Genomic DNA, 25,768 nt, shown 5'->3' on the forward strand with positions numbered 1-25,768 from the left:
GATGCCACATCATCTTGCCTCGCTAAGACAACAACAAGGTGCCGCTGCGGTATTACTCCTGCTGGTCGTATCGTTGGCGATTGTTGCAGCGGTATTTGTCGGCATTCGGCAAATTTCAGTGTCGCAAGATAAGTCGCAAGCGCTGCATGCGCAAACTCAAGCGCAGTTGCAAGCCTGGCGTGGGGCCGATCTGCTGTATCGTTACTTTCACCAGCTCACTGAAATTGAAAACAATAAATGGAGCGATCTTGAGCCACATTTGAGCGCAATGGCCACCAGTAGTAATGCCAGTGAAGGCGATATTTTAAATGGCGAACCGGCGGCGTTCATTCGTGCCGTAACCACGCCTGACCCTACTATTGATGAGCACTATGTGACCGTCGATGTGGTCGCTGCATCAGGGGCTGGCGGTGCGGCAGCCGCGCGCACTACCTTACGCTTGGTGTATTTATTGGCTGGGCCCGGAAGCAGCGGGGGTGGACGCGGATTACCAGCGGTGATTACCTTCAATCGTAACCTGCATTTGCGTGGCAATATTGAGGTGCAAGCCCCAGCAGACCAGCCTTATGTGGTGAATGTGCGTGGCGATGTGACCACTGGCGGCAACAGTATCCGTGGTATCGATACCATCAATGCCGATGGCTCGATTGAAATTGGCAGTGGCTCAACTTTTAACAATCTGTATGCCAACGGCGATATAAAGCTTACCGGCAGCGTTTCTGGTGAACAAAACCTTTCCGCCCTTGGCGATATTTGTTTAAGCGGTGGTGCTTCGGCCATGGGAACAGTGAAAGCCAACGGTAGCGCCACGGCGAATGGCAGTGTCGGCTTTGGCGATCTGACTGCCATCGGATCAAGCGATAACCTGTTCCATACCTTACTGTGTCGTCCAATCGGTAATGATCGAAATGGCGAGGTTTTCGCCGTCGACTTGCGTGGCAACTCTAGTGCCGAATCGGTCAAAGCAGGCGGTACGGTGCAACTTAACTCAGGTTATATTGGCGACCTCAAAGGCGAAGCTGATCTGATTACCAATAATTGGGGCGGAACAGTTGAAGGGGTCATTAAAGGCGACTTCTACAACAACGGCAACCCTGCGCTCAACGACAAAATCAGTCAAAACAGCGGCCTCAATTTGAATCTCACACCGCTTGAGCCGGTCCTGGTTGAAACGGCAAGCTTTAACGCACTGCAATATGAGTCCGTTGCCAATTATGTGTTCCGAGCGGTAGGTAATGATCGTATCGTGACGGTAAAGCAGGTGAATGGTATTCCAGATGGTGACTATTACCTAGGTGACAACACCAGTGTGTCAGGACCTAAGCGCGATCGTCTTTGCGAGGATAAAAACTGTAATGGCGTTTCTTATCCGTTGTGTAAAGGGCAATCGGACTGGAACGGGTGTTTTGGCTATCGAAAAAATCAACAGCGTTGGGATATCAATGGTCGCAGTATGGCACCGGGAATCGTGCTCTTTGTTGGTGACGCCAAGCTCAGCAATGGGGTGTACTACAACACCTTTATTGCGACCGGGAGTATTGAAACTAGCGGTAATCATCAAAACTATTCGCCAAATTATGCGGGGTATAGTGGCGTTTACCAGACGAAGCGTTATGCACCCAATGGTATTTGTGATAATCCGGTAATGCCGAATACGCCAGCGCAGTTTTGCTTAGCCGATGGCACCTTCAAAGCGGAAGCGTCAAGTGGCCTAGGGAATTATGCGTACATGGCGGGGAGTGAAGTCGGGGCCAACTATGTTGGCGGCAACATAGCGCTAGGTGCCTCAACGAAATCACATGGTAATGTGTTGGCCGGCAACGAGTTTAATAGCGGCGGCAACACCGAAGTGCATGGCTACATTACTGCGTATGCGCAAGGCGCCCAGTACTTCAATACGATGGGGGGCAGTACGAAAATAGTGCTGGATGACCTGCCGCCAACGTTCACGCCAGGGGCTGAAGTATCCCCCGGACAGGGCGGTGGCAATGGAACGCCAAGCGCTGGAAGTGGCGAGTTAAACCGTGCCGTTTTGGTTTGGAGTCGTTATTTGTAAGTTTGTCATTGACCTTCGTCGAGATTGCTCTAATCTGTATTAAATTGCATTGGATAACAAAAACATAAGCGATGTATGATTCTGACTCAGCCAGCCCGCCACCTGTGATGAATAGCGAGCAAGCGCTTCACCTCCTCGCGCAAAACTTACAGAATGCGCATGAACTACAATTCATTGATAATTTGGCAGAGCTGCTAAGCAAACTGCTGGGTGCTGATCATGTGCTGTTTGCTGAGGTTTTTGATGACACGCCTGACAAAGCTCACATCGTTAGTTTTTACTCCCATGGCGCCTTGCAACAACCCGTTACCTATTCTTTGCGTGGTTCGCCCTGTGAACAGGTTTTAGACCGCGATATTTGTCATTTTAGTGCCGATGTGTGCACATTCTTTCCGCAAGACGTAATGCTGCAAGAGTTAGGAGCGGCGAGTTACGTTGGTGTTCCCATGCTCACCGTTGAGTCACAGAAAATTGGTTTGCTTGCGGTGCTCGACGATAGCCCTACGGACTACCCACCTGCGGTACTTGATGTGTTGCAAATTGCCGCGTCTCAGGCGGCGGCAGAGTTAGTGCAACTGCGGATGACCGGACACTTGCTCGAGAGTGAGCGGCGCTTACAAACCTTGATGGATGCCTTGCCTGGCATGGCCTACCGCTGTAAAAACGACGAGCTGTGGACCATGGAGTTTGTCAGTCGCGGTGCCTTTGAACTGACCGGTTACCATGATTTTGAGTTGGTCAATAATCGTCGTAAAGCATGGCTTGAGCTGACCCATCCGAATGACGTTGAAATGTCGAAACGCATGGTTGCTGAAGCCGTCGCAGAGGACTCTTATTTCACCTTTACCTACCGTTTAAAGCGCGCCGATGGAAGTTTCCGCTGGATGTGGGAGCAGGGTAAAGGGGTGCGTAATAGCGAGGGCGAGGTCTCGCATTTTGAGGGGTTTATTCTCGATATTACCGAGCAACACCAACACCAAGAGCATATCGCTGACATTGCTTTCCATGATGAATTAACCGGATTGCCTAATCGCGCCGCCTTATTGCATCAATTGCAGCATGCCTATCAGCAAGATACAGACGACACCTATGTTATGTATTTGCTCGATTTACGCGATTTTCGGACCGTCAATGAAAGCTTTGGCTTAAGTGCTGGCGATCGCGTTTTGAATATTGTTGCCTTGCGTTTGAATGAAGCCATGGAAGCCAATGGGGACTTTGTTTCATTGGCACGGATTACCGGTGACGAGTTTGTGGTGCTAACTCGTGTCGCGAGTATTGATGACGCAGGTATGCGTGCCACCATTCAACGCCTCAAACAGTTGTTTACGGCGCCGATGCTCATTGGTAGTCAACAAGTGACAATTGATGTGCGGGTGAGCGCAGCACAGTCGTTGACTGCAAACTCGGCCAGTGAGTTGCTGCAACATGCCAGCATCGCCATGCATGAATTGAAGTCGAACGGTTTAGAGTTATGTATCTATGATCTGGTGCTGGCTGAGAAGGTGCTGTCTGCACGTCATTATGCCGAACGGTTCATTCAGGCGTTAGAACAAAAAACCTTGTCGATTCACTTGCAACCCCAAGTAGATTTGGTCACTGGCGAATGTATTGGTGCAGAAGTCCTGTGCCGTTGGTTTGATGATGAACTCGGCAATGTTCCGCCGTCTGTGTTTATCGCGATAGCTTGTGAGCGCGGCATTTTATCCGAGCTAGGTAAGCTGGTACTGGAGCAAACCAGTCACTGGGTACGGGCATGGCAGCAGCGCTATCAAGACATTCCACAACTGTCGATTAACATCGGTGCTCAGCAACTTGCGAGCGCGGCCATTGTCGACGATGTGAAGCAGTTCTTTCATGACATTGACGCAGAGCAGGTGTGTTTTGAGATCACCGAAAGTGATTTGATGATCGACCCTCGACTCGCGTTGAATGTGACACGTCAGCTGCGTGAGCTTGGCTATCAATTGGCCATTGATGATTTTGGCACAGGTTATTCGTCGCTCGCGTATTTACAGCAATTTGAAGTCGACGTATTGAAAATCGACATCTCTTTTGTCCAAGCCATGATGCAAGACAAACCCAGTAAAACTTTGGTCAATACCATCATCGCCATGGCGCGCTCACTTGAATTGAAGACAGTTGCCGAAGGTATCGAAACCGAAGCGCAAAGTCAGTTGTTGCGCGAGATGGGGTGTGACTTTGGTCAGGGCTATTATTTTGCGCGTCCTATCGCCCCCGAGGAGTTTGAAACGAAATGGCTCATACAGCGCAAGTAGGCTCAGCGTCACGCTGGCGCGCTCTCGGTCCTGGAATTATTCTCGCTGCCGCAGCAGTGGGCGCCTCACACTTAGTGGCGTCAACACAAGCCGGAGCCTTATTTGGTTGGCAGTTGTGGTGGGTGATCGTGCTGGTCAATGTGCTTAAGTACCCGTTCTTTCGTTTTGGGGTGCAGTACACGCTCACCCAAAGTGAAAGTTTAGTAAGTGGTTACTATCGTAAGCACAAGGTCTATTTGTGGCTGTTTACCGCGTTTAACATCATGGCAGCGGTGGTGAATACGGCGGGCGTATTGCTGCTAACCGCCAGCTTGTTACAGCTTTTTATCCCCCAACTAAGCGTCACTTTATTGTGTTGGTTGATTCTGTTGGCGGGACTGTTGATTTTGCTCGGTGGCCAATATCGCACCCTAGATATGATCTCTAAGGTGATCATGGTGGTATTGTCGCTGGCAACGATTGTGGCTGTGGTGATGGCTTGGCAAGCGCCAACAGAGATGGCCGCTGACTTTGTGCCACCGTCGCCTTGGCAGCTTTCGGCGTTGGCGTTTTTAGTGGCCATGGTTGGCTGGATGCCGGTGCCAATTGAACTCTCAGCGATTAATTCACTCTGGCTGCGCAGTAAGCAAAAGCTCACTTCGCTCACCTTAAAAGACAGTTTGTTTGACTTCAATCTTGGCTATTGGAGTACAGCGGTGTTGGCGCTGTTTTTCCTCGCCCTTGGCGCATTAGTGCAATACGGCGCGCCGCAACCTATTGCGATGGCGGGCAGTAAGTTCGCCGAACAGTTTGTCGCCATGTACGTCGCGACCATCGGTGACTGGGCCGAATACTTGGTGGGTGGTATTGCCTTTTTATGTATGTTTGGCACCACCTTGGCGGTGCTTGATGGCTATGCGCGTACCTTACGCGAGAGCTATCGCCTGTTAACCAAGCGTCGTACCAGCATGCGTTGGTGGGTCATCGCGCAGTCCGTGGCGGGGATGTTAGTGATCCTTTACTTCCAAAGTGCCTTAGGGCCCATGCTTAGCTTTGCCATGACGCTGGCCTTTTTAACGACGCCATTCTTCGCGTGGTTGAATTATACCTTGGTACGTCGCCAAGGCTTATCCAAGGCGATGCATGTGTATGCGTGGATTGGCTTGGCCTATCTTAGTGTTTTTTCACTGGGTTACTTGTATTGGCTGCTAAGCCGTTAAGTAAAGCGTATAGACCCCTTCGAATCGTCTGTAAATCTAGGGCGTTGACCTCACAGCTCTTGAGCTTTTCGTTGAAGTCTCCTTAAATGGGGAGATTCTAATAAAAGCAATGAGGTTAACTCTAATGAAATTCTTCTCTCATGCGTTGTCCGCAAGCTGTGTTGCTGCGGCCTTGTTACTTGCACCTGCAAGTTATGCAAACGCTTCTGAAACGGCCTTACCGAGCGCAAAAATTGCCGCTGATGATGTGGTGATTACGGAGCATCGCGCCAACATCAATGGCGAGCGTTTTGAGTACACTGCAACGACAGGCACGCAGCCGGTATTTAATGCCGAAGGCGAAGCTACTGCCGCGTTGTTTTTTACCTACTATGAGCGCCAAGGAGTGAAAAACCGTGAAGAGCGCCCATTGTTGATCTCGTTCAATGGTGGTCCTGGCTCAGCGTCGGTATGGATGCATATTGCTTACACTGGCCCAAAAGCGTTACGCGTTGATGATGAAGGTTTCCCGATCATGCCGTATGGCGTGAAGAACAACCCACACTCAGTCTTAGATGTCGCGGATATTGTGTTTGTGAACCCAGTCAACACGGGCTATTCACGGGTGCTACCGGGGCCTGACGGCAAAATGCCATCACGTGAGCAGCAACAAAAAATGTTTTTTGGTGTGAATGCTGACGTCAGCTATTTGGCGGATTGGATCAATACCTTTGTCAGCCGTCATGAACGCTGGCGCTCGCCGAAGTACCTGATTGGTGAAAGCTACGGCACCACGCGTGTTTCAGGCTTGGCATTAGAACTGCAAAACCGTCAGTGGATGTATTTAAATGGCGTTATTCTAGTCTCACCTACCGAAATCGGTATTAAGCGTGAAGGCCCTGTTGAAGCCGCCAACCGTCTGCCGTACTTTGCTGCCACCGCTTGGTATCACAATGCGTTAGCGGACGACTTGCAACAACAAGACTTATTAGAGGTGTTGGAAGAAGTTGAAGCCTATACCTTAAACACTTACTTACCAGCCTTGGCGAAAGGTGCGATGTTGCCAGCAGCTGAGCGTCAACAAATTGCAGAGCAAGTTGCGCGTTACGCAGGCCTAAGCACCCAAACGGTGTTGCGTTCGAATTTGGATATCAGCCCGCGCTTCTTCTGGAAAGAGTTATTACGTGACCGCGGTCAAACCGTCGGTCGTCTTGACTCACGTTACCTTGGTATCGACCGCAATGATGTGGGTGACAGTCCAGATTACAATGCTGAACTGACCTCATGGTTGCACTCGTTCACGCCAGCTATTAACTACTACCTGCGCGAAGAACTGAACTACAAAACCGATGTGAAATACAACATGTTTGGTCCGGTACACCCGTGGGATCGCACGAACAACAATACCGGTGAAAACCTGCGTCAGGCAATGGCACAGAACCCGTATTTGAACGTGTTGATTCAGTCAGGTTATTACGATGGTGCGACCAACTATTTCGATGCGAAATACACCGGTTGGCATATCGATCCAAGCCGTCGCATGGCGGATCGGATTGACTTTAAAGGCTACCGCAGCGGCCACATGATGTATTTACGCGCGGAAGATTTAAAAGCGGCGAACCAAGACGTTCGTGAGTTTATTAAAGCTACTGTACCTGCGGCCGATGAGGCTGCGAAATACGACGCACAATAAAAACAACCATAAGGGCGTAACATGAACAAGGTATCAACCCTAGCATTCGCAGTGGGGCTGGCATTAGCTGGCTCCGTTTCAGCGCCTGCTATTGCACAGGATGCAGGCGCTTGGGATGTCCAAGCGCCACAAGGCGAGTTCAACGACATTCAAATCAAGGTCACTGAAGGCACTTGGATGAACGTCGACTTGAGTCCAGACGGCAACTACATCGTGTTTGATTTGCTGGGTGACATTTACCGTATGCCTGCCAGTGGTGGCGACGCTGAATTGTTAGCTGGGGGCATTGCATGGCAAATGCAGCCCGTATACTCACCCGATGGCAAACACATTGCCTTTACTTCTGATGCTAGTGGTGGTGACAACATTTGGGTGATGGATGCCGATGGCAGCAATCAACGTGCTGTTACCAATGAGACCTTCCGCTTGTTAAATAGCCCCGCATGGAGCCCCGATGGCCAGTTCTTGGTAGCTCGGAAGCACTTCACCGCCAGCCGTTCATTAGGCGCCGGCGAAGTGTGGATGTATCACGTGAATGGCGGTTCGGGCGTACAACTAACGTCGCGTCCAAACGATCAAAAAGACCTCGGCGAGCCTGCGTTCTCGCCGGATGGACGTTACATTTACTTCTCGCAAGATGACACACCAGGGAAAACCTTCCATTACAGCAAAGACTCACTGGAAGGCATTTACAGAATCAAACGTTTTGATCGTGAAACCGGTGATATCGATGTGATCCGTGGTGGTGCGGGTGGCGCGATTCGCCCAACGCCGTCACCGGATGGTAAGTATTTGGCGTACATCAAACGTGAAGATTTTGACAGCGTCTTGTTTTTGTACAACCTTGAAACGGGTGAAGAGCGTCGTCTCTACACCGAGCTTGACCGAGATATGCAAGAAACCTGGGCGATCCACGGCGTGTATCCGACCATGGATTGGAGTGCCGATAGCAAGAAAATGGTGTTTTGGGCAGGCGGTAAGATCCAGCAGCTCGATGTTGCTAGCGGCACGACCAAAGTCATCCCATTTAGTGTTGAAACCACCAAAAAAGTGCAAACAGCGCTACGCGTGAAACAAAACATTGAAGCCGATGACTTCAAAGTGCGCATGCTCCGTGGTGTGCAAGTTGCGCCTGCCGGTGACAAGGTGGTGTTTGAAGCACTCGGTAAGCTGTATCAGCGTAGCTTGCCAGACGGAAAGCCTGAGCGGCTGACCGATCGCGACGGGGCTTTTGAACTGTATCCAAGCTACTCCCGTGACGGCTCGAAGCTGGTTTATGTGACCTGGGATGATGAAGATCAAGGCCAGGTGATTGTGCGTGATTTACGACGCGGTCGTGAAACGATTTTGCCGACCGGCAAAGGCAAGTTCATTGAGCCGGTGTTTAGTCCTGATGGTACGTCAGTGGTGTATCGCAAAGTACGTGGCGGTTACATTACCCCGCGTACCTATGGCGTGAACCCAGGGGTGTACCAATTGGAGCTTGCTAAGAACAGCAGCCCTGAATTGATCAGCGAAAACGGCTTTGCCCCGCAGTTTGGTGCACGAAATGACCGCTTGTACCTTATGAATTCAGCCGGCGCACAGCAGTTGCTCGCGGTTGATTTAACGACCAAGCAGCAAACCACGCTTTATACCTCTGAGCATGCCACCGAGTATCGTGTCTCACCTGATGGTCAGCATTTAGCGTTCGCCGAGCGTTTTAAAGTGTTTGTGACGCCGTTGGTCGAGCGTGGTGCACCTATTGCCATTAGTCCATCGGACAAGCAGTTCCCGGTAGAACAGCTGTCGGTGCGTGCCGGTGAAAATATTTCGTGGAGTGCTGACGGCCAAAACTTGTATTGGTCACTCGGCCCTGAGCTCTATCACGCTGACGTTGGAGGCTTGTTCGCGATTGCTGATGGTGAGAGCAGTTTCGCCAAGATAGAAAGTGGCACGGACATTAGCTTCACCGCCAAAGTTGCGAACCATGATCAAACTGTCGCGTTTGTGGGTGGCCAGGTGATCACCATGGACGGAGAGCGCGTGATTGAGCGCGGGACTGTGGTGGTGCGCGGCAATACCATTGTTGCTGTAGGCAGTGCTGACGAAGTTGAGGTACCGCGTTCGGCAACGGTGATTGATACGACAGGGAAAACTGTCATGCCTGGTCTATTTGATGGCCATGCACATGGCGCGGCTGGTGAGTATGAAATCATTCCAGAACAAAACTGGCAGTCTTACGCCAATTTGGCGTTCGGGGTGACCTCGATCCACGATCCGTCGAACGATACCACTGAGATTTTCGCCGCCAGTGAAATGCAAAAAGCCGGTTTGATCGCCGCGCCGCGCACCTTCTCGACCGGGACCATCTTGTACGGTGCCAATGGGCCAGGATATACCTCGCACATTGATTCGCTCGAAGATGCAAAGTTCCACTTGGAGCGCTTGCAGAAAGTCGGTGCTTTCTCGGTGAAAAGCTATAACCAGCCACGTCGCAACCAACGCCAGCAAGTGATTCAAGCTGCGCGTGAACTCGGCATGATGGTGGTTCCTGAAGGCGGCTCATTACTGCAGCATAACTTATCCATGGTTGCGGACGGTCATACGACCATTGAACACTCGATTCCAGTGGCGACCATCTATGACGATATCGAGCAGTTCTGGCAGCAAACCGACGTGTATTACACGCCAACCTTGGGTGTTGCCTATGGCGGTATTTGGGGAGAAAACTATTGGTATGCGGAAACTGAGGTATGGAAACATCCGAAACTTGCGTCCTTTGTACCGCAGGACTTCCTTGTCGGTAAAAGCGTACGCCGTGAAAAAGCGCCGCATAATCACTACAACCACTTTAACAATGCTGCGGTTGCCAAACGGCTCACTGATGCAGGTGTACATGTGGTGGCTGGCGCGCACGGTCAACGTGAAGGCTTAGCGCAACACTGGGAAATTTGGATGATGGCGCAAGGCGGCATGACACCGCTTGAAGCGTTAGCGACCGCAACCATAAACCCTGCCCGTGAGTTCGGTATGGATCATGCGCTTGGTTCACTGGAGACCGGAAAGCTGGCGGATATTATCGTCATTGACGGTGATCCGCTAAGTGATATTCGGGTGACCGATAAGGTGACCCATACCATGGTAAATGGTCGCTTGTTCGACGCGACCACGATGGATCAGCTGGTTCCGACAAAGCAAAAGCGCGCGCCTTTTTCGTGGCAGTAGACTAATGTCTTAGAGACTGTAGGTGTATCTTGCTTTGATGAGCGTTATAATCCCGCTATATTCGTATAGCGGGATTTATTTTTTCTATGAATAATATAAAAGACATCGATCTCAACCTTCTGGTTTACCTTGATGTGCTGTTACGTGAGCGCAATGTCACCAAAGCAGCGGCGCAACTGAATATTACACAACCAGCCATGAGTAATGGTTTGAAGCGTTTGCGTAGTTTGTTAAATGACCCTATTTTAGTGCGCACCAGCGAGGGGATGATCCCGACCGAAACGGCGATGCGTATGCAAGAGCCGGTACGACAAATCTTGTACTCGGTAGAAGAGATGGTGCAGCCTGCGCGTGAGTTTGAGCCAGCAACGACGGACCGCGTGTTTCGTATTATGGCGTCGGATTATGCTGCTTCCACATTGATGCCCAAGCTGCTCACCAGCTTAAAAGAGCAGGCGCCGTCGGTAACCTTGGATATCATGACGCCGAGTGACATCAGCTTTCATGATGTTGAGAACGGGAAAGTCGACTTGGCCATCAACCGTTTTGAAAAGCTGCCACAATCCTTTCACCAGAAGCAGTTATGGCAAGATGACTTTTCGTGTCTGATGCGTAAAGACCATCCCTTGCTTGACGACTACACCCTTGAAACTTACCTCAAGGCTGAGCATGTGTGGGTCAGTAAAACCGGTTTTGGGGTAGGCGTTGGGATGGACCCGCATGACGTGCAAAAGCTTGGCTGGGTCGATGGTGTGTTGGCTGATCTTGGGCATAAGCGTGACATTCGCGTGTTTACGCGCAATTACCACGTGGCCATGCATTTGGCGCGTCAGGGCCTGATGGTGACGCTGCCGACGCAGGCGGCCAGTTTGTATAAAGACGATGATGAGCTCACCATGCGTGAACCGCCGTTTGCGATCCCGAAGTTAGAGCTCACCATGATTTGGAGTCCGTTGTTGCAACATGATGCCGGCCATCGTTGGTTTCGCCAACTGATCGCCGACACCGCGGACAATCGTTAGTTAAAGACGTCGAACAGGTGCCCGTTCAGCCATAGGTGCGCAACAATACTTACGGCAAAACCTAAGGCGATAGCGGGTGCCCATTTCAAGTGACTGGCGAAGGTATAGTACCCACGCGCTTGGCCCATCAAGGCCACACCAGCGGCTGAACCAATCGAAAGTAAGCTACCTCCAGTACCGGCGGTAAGTGTGATCAAGAGCCACTGACCGTGCGACATATCTGGTTGCATCGACAACACTGCAAACATCACCGGAATGTTATCAATGACCGCTGACATTAAACCAAGCGCGACGTTGGCATACGTTGGTGACCACTGGTTGTAAAGGGTATCTGACAACAGGTGCAAGTAGCCCAAGAAGCCTAGACCACCCACACACATAACGATGCCGTAGAAGAACAATAAGGTGTCCCACTCGGCGCGTTGAACGCGGCTGAAAACGTCAAATGGCACCACACCACCGAGACGTTTCAAGCGCTCCATGTCACCTGCACGCTCGGCCATTGCACGCTTACGTGCGAGTGAACCTGGTAAGGTCATGCGTAGGAAGTAACCAAAGAACTGCAAGTAACCAAGACCCATCATCATGCCAAGAACCGGTGGCAAGTGCAGGAACATATGGCACGACACTGCGGTCGCCACGGTCAATAAGAACAAGAAGGTGATACGCAATGCGCCACGCTTCAATTCCACTTCTTCGTATACCGCGTTTGGTTTTTTGTTCTCAATGAAGAAGTTCATGATGATGGCTGGCACTAAATAGTTCAGCAACGATGGAATGAACAATACAAAGAACTCTTGGAATTCTACAATACCAGCTTGCCAAACCATCAAGGTCGTGATGTCACCAAATGGACTGAAGGCACCACCGGCGTTGGCAGCAACCACAATACTCACGCACGATAAGCCGATAAACTTCTTATCGCCATCAGCGACTTTCATCACTACCGCACACATCAGTAGGGCGGTGGTTAAGTTATCCGCGATAGGCGAGATAAAGAAAGCAAGGAAGCCTGAAATCCAGAACAGCTGACGGTAGGTAAAGCCTTTTTTCACCATCCATGAGCGCAAAGCGTCAAATAAGCGGCGTTCTTCGAGTGCGTTGATGTATGTCATCGCGACCAATAAGAACAACATCAGCTCGGCGAATTCTAGTAAGTTGTGGCGGAAAGCTTCTTCTGCAACGCCCGGGAAGCCTTGATCGACATAGACCCAGCCAATTAACAACCAGATCAGACCGGCGGCGACCAGTACCGGCTTCGACTTACGCATATGTAAGTGTTCTTCACCCATCACTAACAAGTAGGCTGCGGTGAAAATAACGATGGCGACAATACCAACCGTAGAGGTGGTTAAGTCGAGCGGACCTGCAGCAGCATGCACAGCAGGACTAAATAGCACAGATGCTAAGGTGACGAGCAGAAGCTTCCACATGTGTCTAAATTCCTTGCAGACAAAGGTGTTAAAGAGATTAAGGGGGTGATTTGCGGGCGCATACTACCACAAAATCTTAGAAATGCTCGTGCCTACGACTATTTGCTAATAGGCAAGTATTTTAGGCTGCACAGGACAGCCTAAGAGAGGGCGCTAAGCGTCTGATTAACTATGTTTTTTGACAGTTTTATGAAGCAGCTTGCGATACCAAGATCGCGGTAAGAAACGCTTTAAATACCAAGCGTTGCGACCTTGTTTGTGCGGTAACGTATAGCTTTCTTGACGCTCAATGGTGCGCATAATTGCCTTGGCGATGTCAGTTGCATTGAGTTTGCTCTTGCTCATCAGCTTTTCAAGCTTGTCATCCATGTTCTCGATGGTCGAGCGCATGCCTTGCCCGAGGTTGGTGCGAAAGAACGAAGGGCATACCGCCGCCACGTGAATGTTGTCTTCGGCCAATTCATTTTGTAGCGTTTCTGAAAGGCTTACCACCGCCGCTTTACTAGCATTGTAGGCGCTCATATTTGGCACATCGAGGAGGCCAGCCATAGAGGCGACATTGATCAGGTGACCGCCACCTTGTTGTTGCAGCATGGGAATAAAGACCTTACAGCCGCGCACGACGCCCAGCACGTTAATGTCCATGATCCATTGCCAGTCACTGATGCTGGTATCGACCAACTTACCAACCTGGGCCACACCGGCATTGTTGACGACCACATCAACGCCTTGCCAACGCTCTTGCAGTTCTTTTGCGACGCGTTCAAGGTCGCTAAGTCGGGTGACATCGCACGGAATAAAGCAACTTTGTGGCTGCTTTCGTTGCAAGCTCGTAATCACAGCTTCGCCACGTTCTACATCTCGGTCGACGATAGCAACACGCCAGCCGGCTTTGGCAGCTAATTGCGCGAGAGCAAAACCAAGGCCGCTTGCGCCGCCTGTAATTACGATGCGTTTGGGTAGCATGAGGGAAACCTTAAAGTTGTTCGATGGTGATTCGGTTACGTCCAGCGTCTTTGCTTTCATACAGTAATTTATCGGCGTGCGCAACCAAGCGGCGGAAGCTCTCACCACTAAAATGCTGTTTAATTTCAACCACTCCCATACTGATACTCATGGGGACAACTTGGCCCTGCACCTCACAGCTTTGGCTTAAAGCTTGCTGGAAATCGGTGACCATGGCGTGTACATCGTCGATATCGGTGACAAACATGGCGAACTCCTCCCCACCATAGCGGGCGCAGAGACAGCCTTTGCTTGCAAAGTGTTGCTGAATAAGTTGGCCGACACAACGTAAACAGGCATCACCGACCGGATGGCCCATAGTGTCATTGATGCGCTTGAAATGGTCGATATCCGCGAGGATCAAAGCGATATGCCCGCGGGTCGCCATAGCTTCATGATAGCCCTGTTCGGCTAATTCATCGAAGGTACGGCGATTGAGTAGCCCTGTTAGGTCGTCTTCTCGCGCCAATTTGTTCAAACGCTCGTTCAGGCGCGCAAGATCAGCCGTTTGTTCTTCAACTTGCTGTTGGAGCTGGTGATTGAAGTCGACCATGACTTTGCGCGCTGCAATCAGGTTATCGGTTAGTGCCCGTACCTCGCGAGTGACATCCGCGCGGGAGGGAAGGTCGGGCACGTTGGTGGGGTCACCGAGTTGAGCGACTAATTGCTCCAAGGGGCGATTCAATTCGTGTGCAAAACGGCGCGTTACCACGGCAAAAAGGGCGGTAATAATGCTTAAGAACAGTGCGAGGATGAGGATGTTGCCAAGGAACAAATCGGTCATTTCTTGCGGGCTTGAGAACACATAGATATTCCAGCCGTAGTCGTTCATTCGCTGGGTGTAGAGCACATCACGCTGCTGAATACGGGTTAACGGTAAAATCAACGAATATGGATTTCGCGCATAGGTCGGCTCGTAATACGATAAAGGTGCCAGCGCGGTATCTTCAGTAGCGAAAATCACTTGATGCTCGTTGTCCGTCACAATCACCGATTGAAAGCGCGGATCAATGTCTGTGCGTTGCACCAAGCGCACCAGTTCAGGAATATCGAGCGAACCCTCGATAATGCCAGCAAAGCGGTTATTGCGGTGATAGGGTGCGCTAATGGCGATGATCGGCTGTTCACCGATGGCGCGGCCACGAAAAGCACTGGAAACGTAACCTTGCCCGCTTGCTTTGGGCATTAAGAAATAGTCGCGATCACTAATGCTTGGGCTTTCCTGCATGCGGTTGAAAGCTGCGCTAAAGCTTGCCACGGGAACACCGTGCAAAATGGTACCTTGAGCATCTGACCAAAGCATGGTGACAAAGCCTGGAAAGTTACGTTGGGTGTAATCCATGAGCATTAACTTTTCTTCATAGTCGCTCACACGCTCCATGCTGTCGCGCAAGTTCCGCACAGCGACCACATAGTCGTCGACAAAGTCTTCGGTCACTTGGCGCAGGCTGTTTGCCTTTGAACCGATATCAGAAACGATTTGTTGCTCGGCTTGCTGCGTTGAGCGCACGGTAAACAAAAATGAGAAACACAGCGAACTGATAATAATGCACAAAAAGCTCAAGTAAAAAATGCGACCCCGTAATGTGTCAGAAACTGGGGTCATGGTTGTAAGCTTCCAGCGTCTTGGCAGCAGTTGATAGAGCAAAATGGCAAGGGCGGTGTAGAGCAGACCGTTCATTAGCAGCTTGGCTAAGATCAGAAACAGGAAGCTTTGCGGAACGTCGATGACCGTAGGAACGTACAAGTAGCTAAAGGGCATGCCAAATACGCACCAGTAGATCAAATCTGCCACGAGAATAGGAATGCGGCGCTGATAGAGGTAATGAACTACCGCGACCTCGGACAATAAGGTGACAAAAAAGAATACGTTATCGGTATAGATAGAGATGGCCAGTGCAGCTAACAGGGCGCTGACCATGGCTGCGAGTAGCCCTCGCGTAAAAAGCGCGAGCAAGACAAACACTTGGCCGAAAATAACCGTGAGTGAGCCGTAGATCTCAAAGGCGAGGAAGTAGTTGACGATGGCGGCAATAGCGCCATAGCCCAGTCCCGAAAGTAGTGCAGACCCTTTAGTGTTTGTTATTGTTGTTGTGTCTCTCACAGAGGGCTTTATCCTGCTTTTAAAGCAAATGTGTCGTCGAAGTACTTACAGCAAGTATCGTTAACAAAAAGCTAATGTGCAAGACACAACAGTATGCTAGTGATTTATTCGTCTTGGTTTTTAACAACCGTCTGTGACAATTTCGAGACCATACATGGTCGCTGACGGCGCACCGGTGCCACCTGGTTCGCTGTAGCGCACATAACAACCGGTTCCCTCAGTGGTGTCGTAACCGATCTTCACGCGCGAACTGTTACTTGCCGAACAATTCACGCTATAGCAGACCTCTAGGTCATCGCTAAGCACCAAAAGGTCAAGAATGTCACCACCAGCTGGGGCATCGGCTAAAGCTTCAGGATAGCCGTACTTAAGCTCCATCGAGATGCCGTTGATGGTAACCTCAGGCGGCCTGGCCGCAGAGCTACGGGATTGCTTCTCAGCACCGACAATTGCGGCCTTCAGATAGCTTTGCTCCGCGGCTGCTTCAATCGCTGCTGAGATGTTTTTCAAAACATTCACGCGTGCATCCGTCGAAAAGTTGATGAAACTTGGCGCCGCCGTGACCGCTAAAATGCCCAGTATCACGATAACAATGATTAACTCAATAAGAGTGAAGCCTCGCTGCTTATACATAGCTCTGCTTTTCCTTTTCCAGCGTTTTAGTGTTATTCCATATGTACAAAGAGAATAACATTATGCAAACAATAAAAGAATGACGAAGGTCAACGACAGGAGGGGATTGATGATGGTCACAATGTAGCTGCGCAAGTACAGAAACGAAAAAAGCCCCGCACAAAGTGCGAGGCTTTCGGAATGATGGTGCCCGGAGGCGGAATCGAACCACCGACACGAGGATTTTCAATCCTCTGCTCTACCGACTGAGCTATCCGGGCAACGGGGCGTATTAAACGAGTTTTTGAGGTCAGAGTCAACCGCTTTTTGGTTATTTTTGACTGTTTGATTACTTAATGCGCACCTTGCTGGTTTTTACACCTTTAAGTAGGTACTTCCGGCTAAACATTTCTCGTAATAGTCGGTCCAGCGTACCCCTTCACGTGGTGCAATATGCCCCTTGCGAACTTCGCGGTCAATACACTTCTTCACGGTTTTGGCCATAAAGTCGGTGTTGTACTGCATGGTTTCAAGCACTTTCTCTGCCGAGGTGCCTGGAACCACTTCCTCGATATAGAAGTCGCCTGGTTCGTCGTCGTGGCAATACACATGAACTTCGGTCAAACGACCAAAGAGGTTATGCATGTCGCCCATAACGTCTTGATAAGCGCCGGTGAGGAACATTCCGACATAGTAATCTTCACCTTTATTGAGCTTATGCATAGGAATGTTATCGCTGATCTCGGTACCTTCAATGTACTTGGACAACTTGCCGTCACTGTCACAGGTAATATCGACAATCGAGCAACGTACTTTCGGTTGTTCCTGTAAGCGGCTTACCGGCACGATCGGTAACACTTGGCCAATCGCCCACGTATCTGCCGCCGATTGGAAAATCGAGAAGTTGCACAAGTACTGACTGGCGAGCATATCTTCGAGGTCTTCTAGCTCTTGGAAAACGAAGGTATCGTGATCAAGTGAGCCGTGGATCTCGGTAAGAATGCGCCAGTACATGGTATCAAGTTTGGCCATTTCACTGAGCGATAAAATACCAAGCTTAAAGGCTTCATAGGCGCTTTGCTTAAATGAAGCTGCATCGTTATAGCGTTCTTGTGGGTGCATATCTGCGGCGTAGAACAGCTCACGCATGTTGCTCACCAGAATATGCTCACCTTCTGCGGCTTCAATATCAAACTGTGCACCGGTGTTCTTAATTTCACCGACGATATTGGTCACCACGCAGCTATGGTGTGCGGTAATGGCACGGCCACTTTCGCTGACCAAATTCGGGTGCGCAACTTGTTCTAAGTCACAGATTTGCTTCACGCCATAGACCACGTCTGCAACATACTCTTCGGTTGAGTAGTTCCGCGAGGAGTCTGTGGTCGAGCTCGTTCCGTCGTAATCGATGCCTAAACCGCCACCAATATCGAGGTACTCAAGCGGCACACCTTCTTTAACCAATTTAGCGTACAGACGCGCACCTTCAGAGACCGCTTCTTTAATTTTGCGGATGTCTGACATTTGGCTGCCAATATGGAAATGCAGCAGCTTGGCACAGTGCAGCATGTCTTCTTTTTTCAAACGCTCAATAATGTTTAGGATTTCAGTGATACTGAGACCAAACTTCGCGCGGTCGCCACTTGAACCGGCCCATTTGCCAGCGCTACGCACCATCATTTTGCTACGTAAACCGATCATCGGTTCTACGCCGAGCTTCTTCGCCAAGGGGATCAGCATTTCCAGTTCACTGTACTTTTCGATGACGATGATCATTTTGCGGCCAAGCTGACGGCCGAGTAGCGCCAAACTTAGGTAATCTTCATCTTTGTAGCCATTGAGGACCGTAAGCGCGTTAGGGTTCTCGTTGTACGCCAATACAGCCATCAACTCTGGCTTTGAGCCAGCTTCTAAACCGTAGTCGTAGGGTTCGCCAGCATCGATGATTTCTTCAACCACTTCCCGCATTTGGTTAACTTTGATCGGGAACACACCGCAATAGCGTCCTTGGAAGTCGGCATCGGCGATGGTTTGCGCGAACGTTTCGTTTAAAATCTCAACTTGTGAGCGCAAAATGTCATGAAAACGAATTACCGCAGGAAACTGAATGCCTTCTGAACGAATTTCGTCAATCACGTCTTTCATATCAATGGTGACATCAGGAATACGGTGGTTCGGGGCAATTTGAATGTTACCGCTGTTGCCAATCGAAAAATAACCTGCGCCCCAGCGCTTTACGCCATAGAGTTCTTCTGCGTCGTCGATGGTCCACGTCTGTTGCGTTTGGCTCATGCGCGCGCTCCCTTTTCATTCAAAATAATTAGTAGTTCACGAACAATTTTCGCGGCAAATACATCGGAATTTCCGGTCGGATCAATTTCTGGTGACAACTCCACCACATCGGCGCCAACCAAATTTTTCTCGCGTAGAATTTTCATCAAGCTCACGTAGGAGTGAAAGTCCTCACCGCCTGGCTCAGGTGTGCCGGTGCCAGGTAAAAAGGCGGGATCAAAATAATCCAAATCGAGCGTCAGGTAGATGGGACGATCGCCCGCAATCGCGGTGACGCTATCTAGGAAGTCTTTGCGCGATGTCCGTACGGTGCCGTGTTCCTTCATGAACTGGTACTCTTCGCGGGTACCTGAGCGGATGCCATATTGGATCAGTTGATGATCAGGGCCAAAATGGTCCAGCGCGCGACGCATGATCGAGGCGTGGGAATAGTGGTATCCCAAGAAGCCATCACGTAAGTCCGCGTGGGCATCAAGATGCAGGACGACTAAATCAGGGTACTGGGCAAGATATTTGCGCAAGGGCGCATATGAAATGGAGTGCTCTCCACCCAGAGTCAGTACGCGAATGTTATGCGCTGCTAAATCCAACGGCCCAAATAAGGTGTCGAATTGGTCGGTGGCGTGCTGCCATTGACCTTCAATATCATCACCATTGCCAAGGGACAAGTTCCCTAAATCATAAAACGCATGATCAAAGAGGTCTGCGTCGAGGTAAGGTGAGTACGACTCGATGTCTTCGGATACGGCGCGTAAGCCGTCAGGGCCATTACGGGTACCTTTACGAAAACAAGCTGTACCGTCAAAACCAAAGCCAATCATATGCGTCGCATTGGCGTGCACGGTAGCGTCGACCTCAGCACCGAAAAATTCGCGTACTGGGGTTAGGGTTTTGATGTTTACGGAAGTTACCGCGTCAGTTGGATGTTGGCTCAAGGTCAATCACCTCCGTCGTTGCAACAGGGCAGTGTAGGCCGATTAAAAAAGGGGCATATTATCTGCGTAATTGCCCCGAAAAGCTACACTTTTACAGCGCTGCGCGTTGCTGTTTTTTCTTCACTGGGTTAAAGATTTCATGTTGGATGCGCAACAGGTTTTCATCCAGTGGATGTTTCTTTTCCCAAGTCTCACGTAACGGCACTGCAACACAGGCGTTTTGGCTTTTTGCTGCCATTACGCGGTGCGCTCCAGCGAGGATCAATTCGACCGCATGCACCCCGAGTTCAGAGGCAAGAATTCGGTCAGCAGGAGCCGGCGGACCGCCACGCTGAATGTGACCGAGTAAACAAGGACGACAGGGCAAGTGATACTCTGCTTCGAGTTGCTCGGAAAGCGCAACTGCGCCACCAGGCCATTGGTGCTCACTGAGCACCATGACATAGCTGCCTTCGCCGCGAATTTCTTGCACGCGTTTAATGTGTTTGACCAAGGCACTGATGGTGAGTGCTTTTTCTTTTTGTAACTCAGGTAGAATCATCCGTTCGGCGCCGGAAGACATGGCACTACAAAGACCGATAAAGCCAGCGTCGCGTCCCATCACTTCGACAATAAAGACACGGTCCATGGCATCTGCGGTGTCACGAATTTTATCGAGGGCATCCATGGCAATGGCGACAGCGGTCGCATAACCAATGGTTTGGTCGGTACCATAAACATCGTTATCAATGGTGCCGGGAACGCCAATAATCTGGCCTTGCCAATGATTCGCAAGGTGGTCAGCACCGCGGAACGAGCCGTCGCCACCAATAACAATCAACGCATCAATATTTAGCGAATCAAGATTTTTGGCCGCGAGCTGTGCGGCTTCAACTTCTTTAAAGCGGCGGCAACGCGCGCTTTTAATGATGGTGCCGGAATATTGCAAAATATGGAGGACGTCTTTCGCCTGCATCGGCACAGCGTCGTTGTCGAGGAGCCCTTGATAGCCATGGCGAAACGCGATGGTTTCAATGCCATAGTGCTCGGCGGCTAGGACCACCGCGCGTAAAGCTGCATTCATGCCGGGTGCATCACCACCACTGGTGAGCACGCCAATCCGTTTTATTGTTTTTTGACTCGTCGACACCGATCGCTTACTCCTCTGCGTTGTCTGTAGGTGTTTATTTGGTAAGCTTATCGAACTCTTCACGAATGACAAGCGATGGAACCTATGAGCAGTGAAAAAAAACCGCAAGCGCAAACGATGATCGACTGGGCCTGCCAATGTTTGCAACAACAAGGTGCCGCACCTGAGATTGCGCAAGCCATGGCAGAGCATTTGGTGGCGGGCGACTTACTCGGTTTTCGTACCCATGGTCTGTTGCGGTTACGCTATAACCTGCAAGCATTGCAGCGCGGCACTACGACCCCGACTGGCTCCTATCAGGTCGTGTCGCAGCGCGCGGCGGTGGCGCTTTGGGACGCGCAACTATTGTCGGGGTTATTCGTGTTACCACAGGCGGTGGCACAAGCCATCACCATGGCGCGTACTTATGGTACTGGTACCATTGTGGTCAAACGTGCGCAGCATGTTGCTGCATTGGCGGTTTACCTTGAACAGGCAACTGCTGCTGGTATGTTGGTGCAAATGATGTGTAGCACCCCTGCACAACAAGTGGTGGCGCCTTTTGGTGCAAAATCCGCTTGCTTTTCACCGAACCCGTTTGCGATTGGCGTGCCAACGACCACGACACCCGTGCTGTTGGATATGAGTCTGTCGATGACCGCGGCGGGCAAGGTACGCACGGCACTTGCCGAGCAACGTCAGTTGCCGTATCCGGCCCTGATTACCGCTGAGGGAGACTATAGCTGTGATCCGAAAACCTTTGTCGCTGAGCCTCCAAGCGTATTGGCTAGTCTCGGCGGCGCGCAGCTAGGCTATAAAGGTACGGGGTTAAATCTGTTTAGCGAACTGTGGACGTTAGCCTTGAGTGATTACGGTCGTGCTGAAGCAGATCCAGCGGATGGTGATGCGAATACCGTATGGATACAAGTGGTCGATCCGACGGCATTTGCAGCTGAAGGACAGTTTGCCCAACAGGCGCAGCAGTTGGTTGAGGCCGTCAAAGCCTGTCAGCCGATTGACCCGAATCAGCCGGTACGTGTGCCAGGTGAGGGTGCCCTAGCGTTACGTGAACGCCAGTTACAAGAGGGCATCACTTACAGTGCCGCCACATGGCGGCAACTGCAGTGGTGTGAGGAGTTTTGTGGTGTCGCCTTGCCTTAACGATTAAGGTTGCAGGCGTTCAATGTGCCAACTACCGTCAGCTTGCAGGCGGTAGACAAAGCGGTCATGTAAGCGGTATTTACCACCTTGCCAGAACTCAAAAAATGAGGGCAGGATACGATACCCACCCCAACTCTCAGGCATCGGGATTTCTTGCCCTTGATAACGCTCCGTGAGTTCATGATAGCGTGCTTCTAAGTCATCGCGTGATGTAATGGGTTGGCTTTGCGCAGAAGCGAGCGCACCGAGTTGACTTTCACGTGGACGACTGTGGAAGTAGGCTTCGCTGGTTGCACGGTCGACTTTTTCAATGCGCCCTTCAATACGAATTTGCTGCTCAAGAGGTAACCAAGCAAAGTGCATGGCGACCTGGGGGTTTGCTGCAATGTCTGCGCCTTTATCACTGGTGTAATTGGTGAAGAAGACAAAGCCCTCGGCATCGAAGTCTTTGAGCAACACAATACGCTGATGTGGTTGCCCTTGTGCATTTGCTGTTGCCAGCGTAAATGCTGTGGGATCAGCGAGGGCTGCGCTTTCTTTTGCTGCACAGAACCACTGCTCAAATTGAACCAATGGATCGGCAACTAAAGTATCGCGACGCAGTTGTGCGCGCTCATAATCTCGACGTTCGTCATGCAACTTCATTCGGTAACCTCTTTACTAGCGGATTAATCGCGTTGATATACAGATTTTCCTGCAACGTAGGTTGCGAGAATATCAGCTTGCCATAGTTTATCGCTAGACACGGCAAAAGGATCTTGATCAAGCACAATAAAATCAGCCCATTTCCCTGGTTCTAGCGAACCGAGCACTTGTTCTTGCCCAGCTGCATAGGCCGCATCTAGAGTGAAGGCGCGTAGGGCTTGCTCAAGTGTCATCGATTCATGGGCGTACCAACCGCCTTCAGGCTGATTACCGCGGTCTTGACGGGTAACCGCCGCGTGAACACCTAAAAATGGGTTCGATAGCTCTACCGGGAAGTCTGAACCAGCGGCCAGAATCGTGCCTTGTTGCAAGAAGGTTTGCCAAGCATAGGCGCCTTGCATACGTGCTTTACCGATGCGATCTTCTGCCATGTTTTTATCTGAAGTGGCATGGGTCGGTTGCATTGAAGCAATAATGTTGAGCTCTTTAAAGCGTGGAATGTCATCTGGGTGAACAATTTGTGCATGCTCGACGCGATGGCGTAAGTTGCGCCCACCAAGAGTCGCGAAGGTTTGCTCAAACGTGTCCAGCGCAATGCGGTTGGCACGGTCACCGATGGCGTGAATATTGACTTGGAAGCCATGGCCAATAATGGCCTGATACAAACGTTCGATTTCGTCCGGTTGCGTCACCAATAAACCGTGATTGTGTGGATCATCGCTATAAGGTTCAAGCATGGCCGCGCCGCGGCTACCCAGCGCCCCATCGGTAAAGACTTTGACACTGCGTACGGCTAATACATCATCTGCTGTGGTTTGAGGTCCTTCAGCCAAGAGTGCCGGTAAGTTTGGATCGGCTGCGCTAAGCATCACATATACGCGAACAGGCATTTGTTGTTCGGCGGCCATTTGTTGATACACCTGCAATGTCTTGGTGCCGACGCCAGCGTCATGGACACTGGTGATCCCCTCTGAAACAAGGTGCTCAAAAGCTGCGGTTAACGCCTGACGACGCGACGCCTGGCTAGTTGCCGGCAGTTTGCTTTCGACTAAGGCCATCGCATTATCAATCAACACACCGGTTGGATTGCCGTCTTTGTCGCGAATAATTTCACCACCTTCAGGGCTGACCGTATCTTTACTAATACCGGCTAGTTCGAGTGCTTTCGAGTTCGCCCAGCCAGCGTGGCCATCGACTCGTGATAACCAGACCGGACGATCGCTGACGTATTCATCGAGACTTGCAGCGGTAGGGTATTGCTTTACGTCCCAGTTTTCTTGGTTCCAGCCGCGTCCAACAATCCAGTCTTTGGGTTCTGACTTGGCAAAAGCAACCACTTGGGCAACAGCCTCTTGCTCGGAACCCGCATCGCGGACATCCACTTGCACAAGGTTTTCACCTAGGCCAAGCATGTGCCCATGTGCATCTATAATACCTGGCAGGACGGTTTTACCGGCAAAGTCGACGTGTTGTTCCGCTGGAATGGCGTAAATCGCCAACAGATCATCTGGGTGTCCAACCGCAGCGATTTTTCCATCGCGAACAACCATCGCGGAAAAGGTGTGGAGTTTGGCACTATTTCCAGGTTCTCCGGTCAGGGTATACCCCTTTAAATTGTGGAAATAGTGTGTTTTTGCGTGTGCGGGTTGAAAACTAAGCAAGAAACCAACCACCGAAACCAACATAATTGCAACACTTTTCATGGCTTTCCCTTGAGATTGTCTATACTAATAAACGTATTCTGAATTTAATTTTTTATTTGTTATCAATAAAAAAACGAAGTTGTTTCAAAAAGTTTTACATTGCGTGTAAAATGCTTGGAGAAACATTAATAAAAAGACTGTTATTCCATCAGTAACTTGACTGAGCAGGCAGCTATGAAAATTTTACTTATCGATTCACAATTTTTTACTCGCGCAGGATTAATTCACCTGTGTACGAGTTACTCTTCAGAACTTTCGATTTATGAAGCGCCTAGCTTTGAACTCGCTACTGAATATTTGCAGCACGACAACCAGTATAATTTAATTTTTCTAGATATGGATTTACCCGACGCAGAAATACGACCGTCCCTCGCGTTAATTAAAAAACATGCACCGACAGCGCATGTGGTTTTATTTTGTTGGTCGCGGCCGATGTCGGAAGTTCGACAAGCGATGGCTTCAGGGGTACGCAGCTATCTCCCGAAAGATTCGAGTGCTGAAGACGCTAAAATTGCTATTCGAACCTTACTTAAAAATGACCGCTACTTGCCTGACGAATCACGACTTACCGATATTTCACCACGCATTCCCCAAGCCGAAAACTTTCTCTCACCGCGTCAACTTGAAATCATGCAACTTTTAGCGCAAGGTTTGTCCAACAAAGAAATCGCGACCATATTGGGGATCACAGAAGGCACCATTCGGGTGCATTTGTCGACCATTTTCAAAGCGATTAAAGTATCGAACCGTACCGAAGCAACCTTATGGTACTTATTAAGACAGAAACGTTTGGTGAGTTAAGATGGATTTAAAGCAGCTTCTACATTCTTTAGAACTGCATCAACACGCTCCTACGGAGCAATGGAACCCTCCTTATTGTGGTGAAATACCACTGACAATTACAGCTGATGGTCAGTGGCATTATCAAGGCTCACCGATCACGCGCCCGGCACTAGTTAAACTCTTTGCTTCGGTGTTGGTGCGAGAAGACGCTGACTATTACCTCATTACCCCAGCGGAAAAGGTGAAAATCACCGTGGTCGATGCCCCGCTGCTCATTACAGCTTGGCGTGCCCTTGAAAGCGCCGATGGCGCCGTGCTGCAAGTGACCACCAATGTTGATAGTCAGTACCCACTTAGTGCGCGTTATCCGCTGCTGGTCGAGAACGACGTGCCTTATGTGGTGCTTGATCACGGGCTAACGGCAAAAGTCCATCGTAATGTTTACTATCAATGGGTGGAGCTGGCGGAACATGATCCTGCAACAGGAGAGGTCTTTCTTGTGAGTGCTGGTCACCGCTTTGTTTTGGGACAGAGTTAAGCCACCGCATTTGC

At 50.4% G+C, this 25,768-nt stretch carries 18 protein-coding genes and 1 tRNA gene; 9 read left to right on the forward strand and 10 right to left on the reverse strand.

What is annotated here, in order from left to right:
• Window position 1 precedes the first annotated feature (1 nt).
• The 6 genes from G535_RS0105080 to G535_RS0105105 all read left to right on the forward strand — a co-directional run bounded on the left by G535_RS0105080 (window position 2) and on the right by G535_RS0105105 (window position 11,435).
• On the forward strand, window positions 2-2,056 hold the full coding sequence (locus G535_RS0105080) for a DUF4097 family beta strand repeat-containing protein (protein ID WP_026861071.1): 2,055 nt from the start codon (window positions 2-4) through the stop codon (window positions 2,054-2,056).
• Window positions 2,057-2,127: 71 nt separating this feature from the next.
• Window positions 2,128-4,335 (forward strand): putative bifunctional diguanylate cyclase/phosphodiesterase, encoded by a 2,208-nt coding sequence (locus G535_RS13845; RefSeq protein ID WP_026861072.1) that lies wholly within the window; start codon window positions 2,128-2,130, stop codon window positions 4,333-4,335.
• Entirely contained in the window at window positions 4,314-5,534 is a 1,221-nt protein-coding gene (locus tag G535_RS0105090; RefSeq protein WP_026861073.1) for an NRAMP family divalent metal transporter, read from the forward strand. Before G535_RS13845 ends, G535_RS0105090 begins: the two co-directional genes overlap by 22 nt.
• A 124-nt stretch (window positions 5,535-5,658) precedes the next feature.
• A complete protein-coding gene (locus tag G535_RS0105095) occupies window positions 5,659-7,206 on the forward strand; it encodes a S10 family peptidase (RefSeq protein ID WP_026861074.1) in 1,548 nt (515 codons plus the stop codon).
• A gap of 21 nt (window positions 7,207-7,227) precedes the next feature.
• Window positions 7,228-10,413, forward strand: coding sequence for an amidohydrolase family protein (locus G535_RS0105100; RefSeq protein WP_026861075.1), 3,186 nt, complete (start codon window positions 7,228-7,230; stop codon window positions 10,411-10,413).
• A gap of 86 nt (window positions 10,414-10,499) precedes the next feature.
• Window positions 10,500-11,435 (forward strand): LysR family transcriptional regulator, encoded by a 936-nt coding sequence (locus G535_RS0105105; protein WP_026861076.1) that lies wholly within the window; start codon window positions 10,500-10,502, stop codon window positions 11,433-11,435.
• On the opposite strand, the gene nhaD is transcribed toward G535_RS0105105, so the two are convergent.
• From nhaD to G535_RS0105145, 8 genes are all read right to left on the reverse strand, one after another.
• Window positions 11,432-12,868, reverse strand: a complete 1,437-nt coding sequence (gene nhaD, locus G535_RS0105110) for a sodium:proton antiporter NhaD (RefSeq protein ID WP_026861077.1) — start codon at window positions 12,866-12,868, stop codon at window positions 11,432-11,434. The genes G535_RS0105105 and nhaD overlap by 4 nt on opposite strands.
• Window positions 12,869-13,033: 165 nt before the next feature.
• Window positions 13,034-13,834 carry an SDR family oxidoreductase gene (locus G535_RS0105115; protein WP_026861078.1) on the reverse strand — a complete coding sequence of 267 codons (801 nt, stop codon included), beginning with the start codon at window positions 13,832-13,834 and terminating at the stop codon, window positions 13,034-13,036.
• A gap of 10 nt (window positions 13,835-13,844) precedes the next feature.
• On the reverse strand, window positions 13,845-15,977 hold the full coding sequence (locus G535_RS0105120; RefSeq protein WP_026861079.1) for a diguanylate cyclase: 2,133 nt from the start codon (window positions 15,975-15,977) through the stop codon (window positions 13,845-13,847).
• A gap of 120 nt (window positions 15,978-16,097) precedes the next feature.
• Window positions 16,098-16,610 (reverse strand): prepilin-type N-terminal cleavage/methylation domain-containing protein, encoded by a 513-nt coding sequence (locus tag G535_RS14345; protein WP_051206974.1) that lies wholly within the window; start codon window positions 16,608-16,610, stop codon window positions 16,098-16,100.
• A 184-nt stretch (window positions 16,611-16,794) separates the two neighbouring features.
• Window positions 16,795-16,870: transfer RNA gene (locus G535_RS0105130), tRNA-Phe, on the reverse strand.
• A 94-nt stretch (window positions 16,871-16,964) separates the two neighbouring features.
• Window positions 16,965-18,881, reverse strand: a complete 1,917-nt coding sequence (speA, locus tag G535_RS0105135; RefSeq protein ID WP_026861080.1) for a biosynthetic arginine decarboxylase — start codon at window positions 18,879-18,881, stop codon at window positions 16,965-16,967.
• Window positions 18,878-19,816 (reverse strand): agmatinase, encoded by a 939-nt coding sequence (gene speB, locus G535_RS0105140; protein WP_051206976.1) that lies wholly within the window; start codon window positions 19,814-19,816, stop codon window positions 18,878-18,880. Before speB ends, speA begins: the two co-directional genes overlap by 4 nt.
• Window positions 19,817-19,907: 91 nt before the next feature.
• Window positions 19,908-20,945, reverse strand: a complete 1,038-nt coding sequence (locus G535_RS0105145; RefSeq protein WP_034727728.1) for an ATP-dependent 6-phosphofructokinase — start codon at window positions 20,943-20,945, stop codon at window positions 19,908-19,910.
• A gap of 84 nt (window positions 20,946-21,029) precedes the next feature.
• Between G535_RS0105145 and G535_RS0105150 the strand changes: the two genes are divergently transcribed.
• Window positions 21,030-22,085: an Ldh family oxidoreductase gene (locus G535_RS0105150; protein ID WP_026861083.1), complete on the forward strand. Its 1,056-nt coding sequence runs from the start codon at window positions 21,030-21,032 to the stop codon at window positions 22,083-22,085.
• 3 nt (window positions 22,086-22,088) lie between these two features.
• On the opposite strand, the gene pdxH is transcribed toward G535_RS0105150, so the two are convergent.
• Both pdxH and G535_RS0105160 read right to left on the reverse strand, forming a co-directional pair.
• Window positions 22,089-22,730 (reverse strand): pyridoxamine 5'-phosphate oxidase, encoded by a 642-nt coding sequence (gene pdxH / locus G535_RS0105155; RefSeq protein WP_026861084.1) that lies wholly within the window; start codon window positions 22,728-22,730, stop codon window positions 22,089-22,091.
• 23 nt (window positions 22,731-22,753) lie between these two features.
• Window positions 22,754-24,433, reverse strand: a complete 1,680-nt coding sequence (locus tag G535_RS0105160; protein WP_026861085.1) for an amidohydrolase — start codon at window positions 24,431-24,433, stop codon at window positions 22,754-22,756.
• Window positions 24,434-24,607: 174 nt separating this feature from the next.
• Between G535_RS0105160 and G535_RS0105165 the strand changes: the two genes are divergently transcribed.
• Both G535_RS0105165 and G535_RS0105170 read left to right on the forward strand, forming a co-directional pair.
• Window positions 24,608-25,234 (forward strand): LuxR C-terminal-related transcriptional regulator, encoded by a 627-nt coding sequence (locus G535_RS0105165; protein WP_026861086.1) that lies wholly within the window; start codon window positions 24,608-24,610, stop codon window positions 25,232-25,234.
• A 1-nt stretch (window position 25,235) separates the two neighbouring features.
• Window positions 25,236-25,754 (forward strand): DUF1285 domain-containing protein, encoded by a 519-nt coding sequence (locus tag G535_RS0105170; protein ID WP_026861087.1) that lies wholly within the window; start codon window positions 25,236-25,238, stop codon window positions 25,752-25,754.
• Window positions 25,755-25,768: the final 14 nt, after the last annotated feature.

It is taken from the genome of Pseudidiomarina sediminum DSM 21906 (genome assembly GCF_000423165.1).
Taxonomy (GTDB): domain Bacteria; phylum Pseudomonadota; class Gammaproteobacteria; order Enterobacterales; family Alteromonadaceae; genus Pseudidiomarina; species Pseudidiomarina sediminum.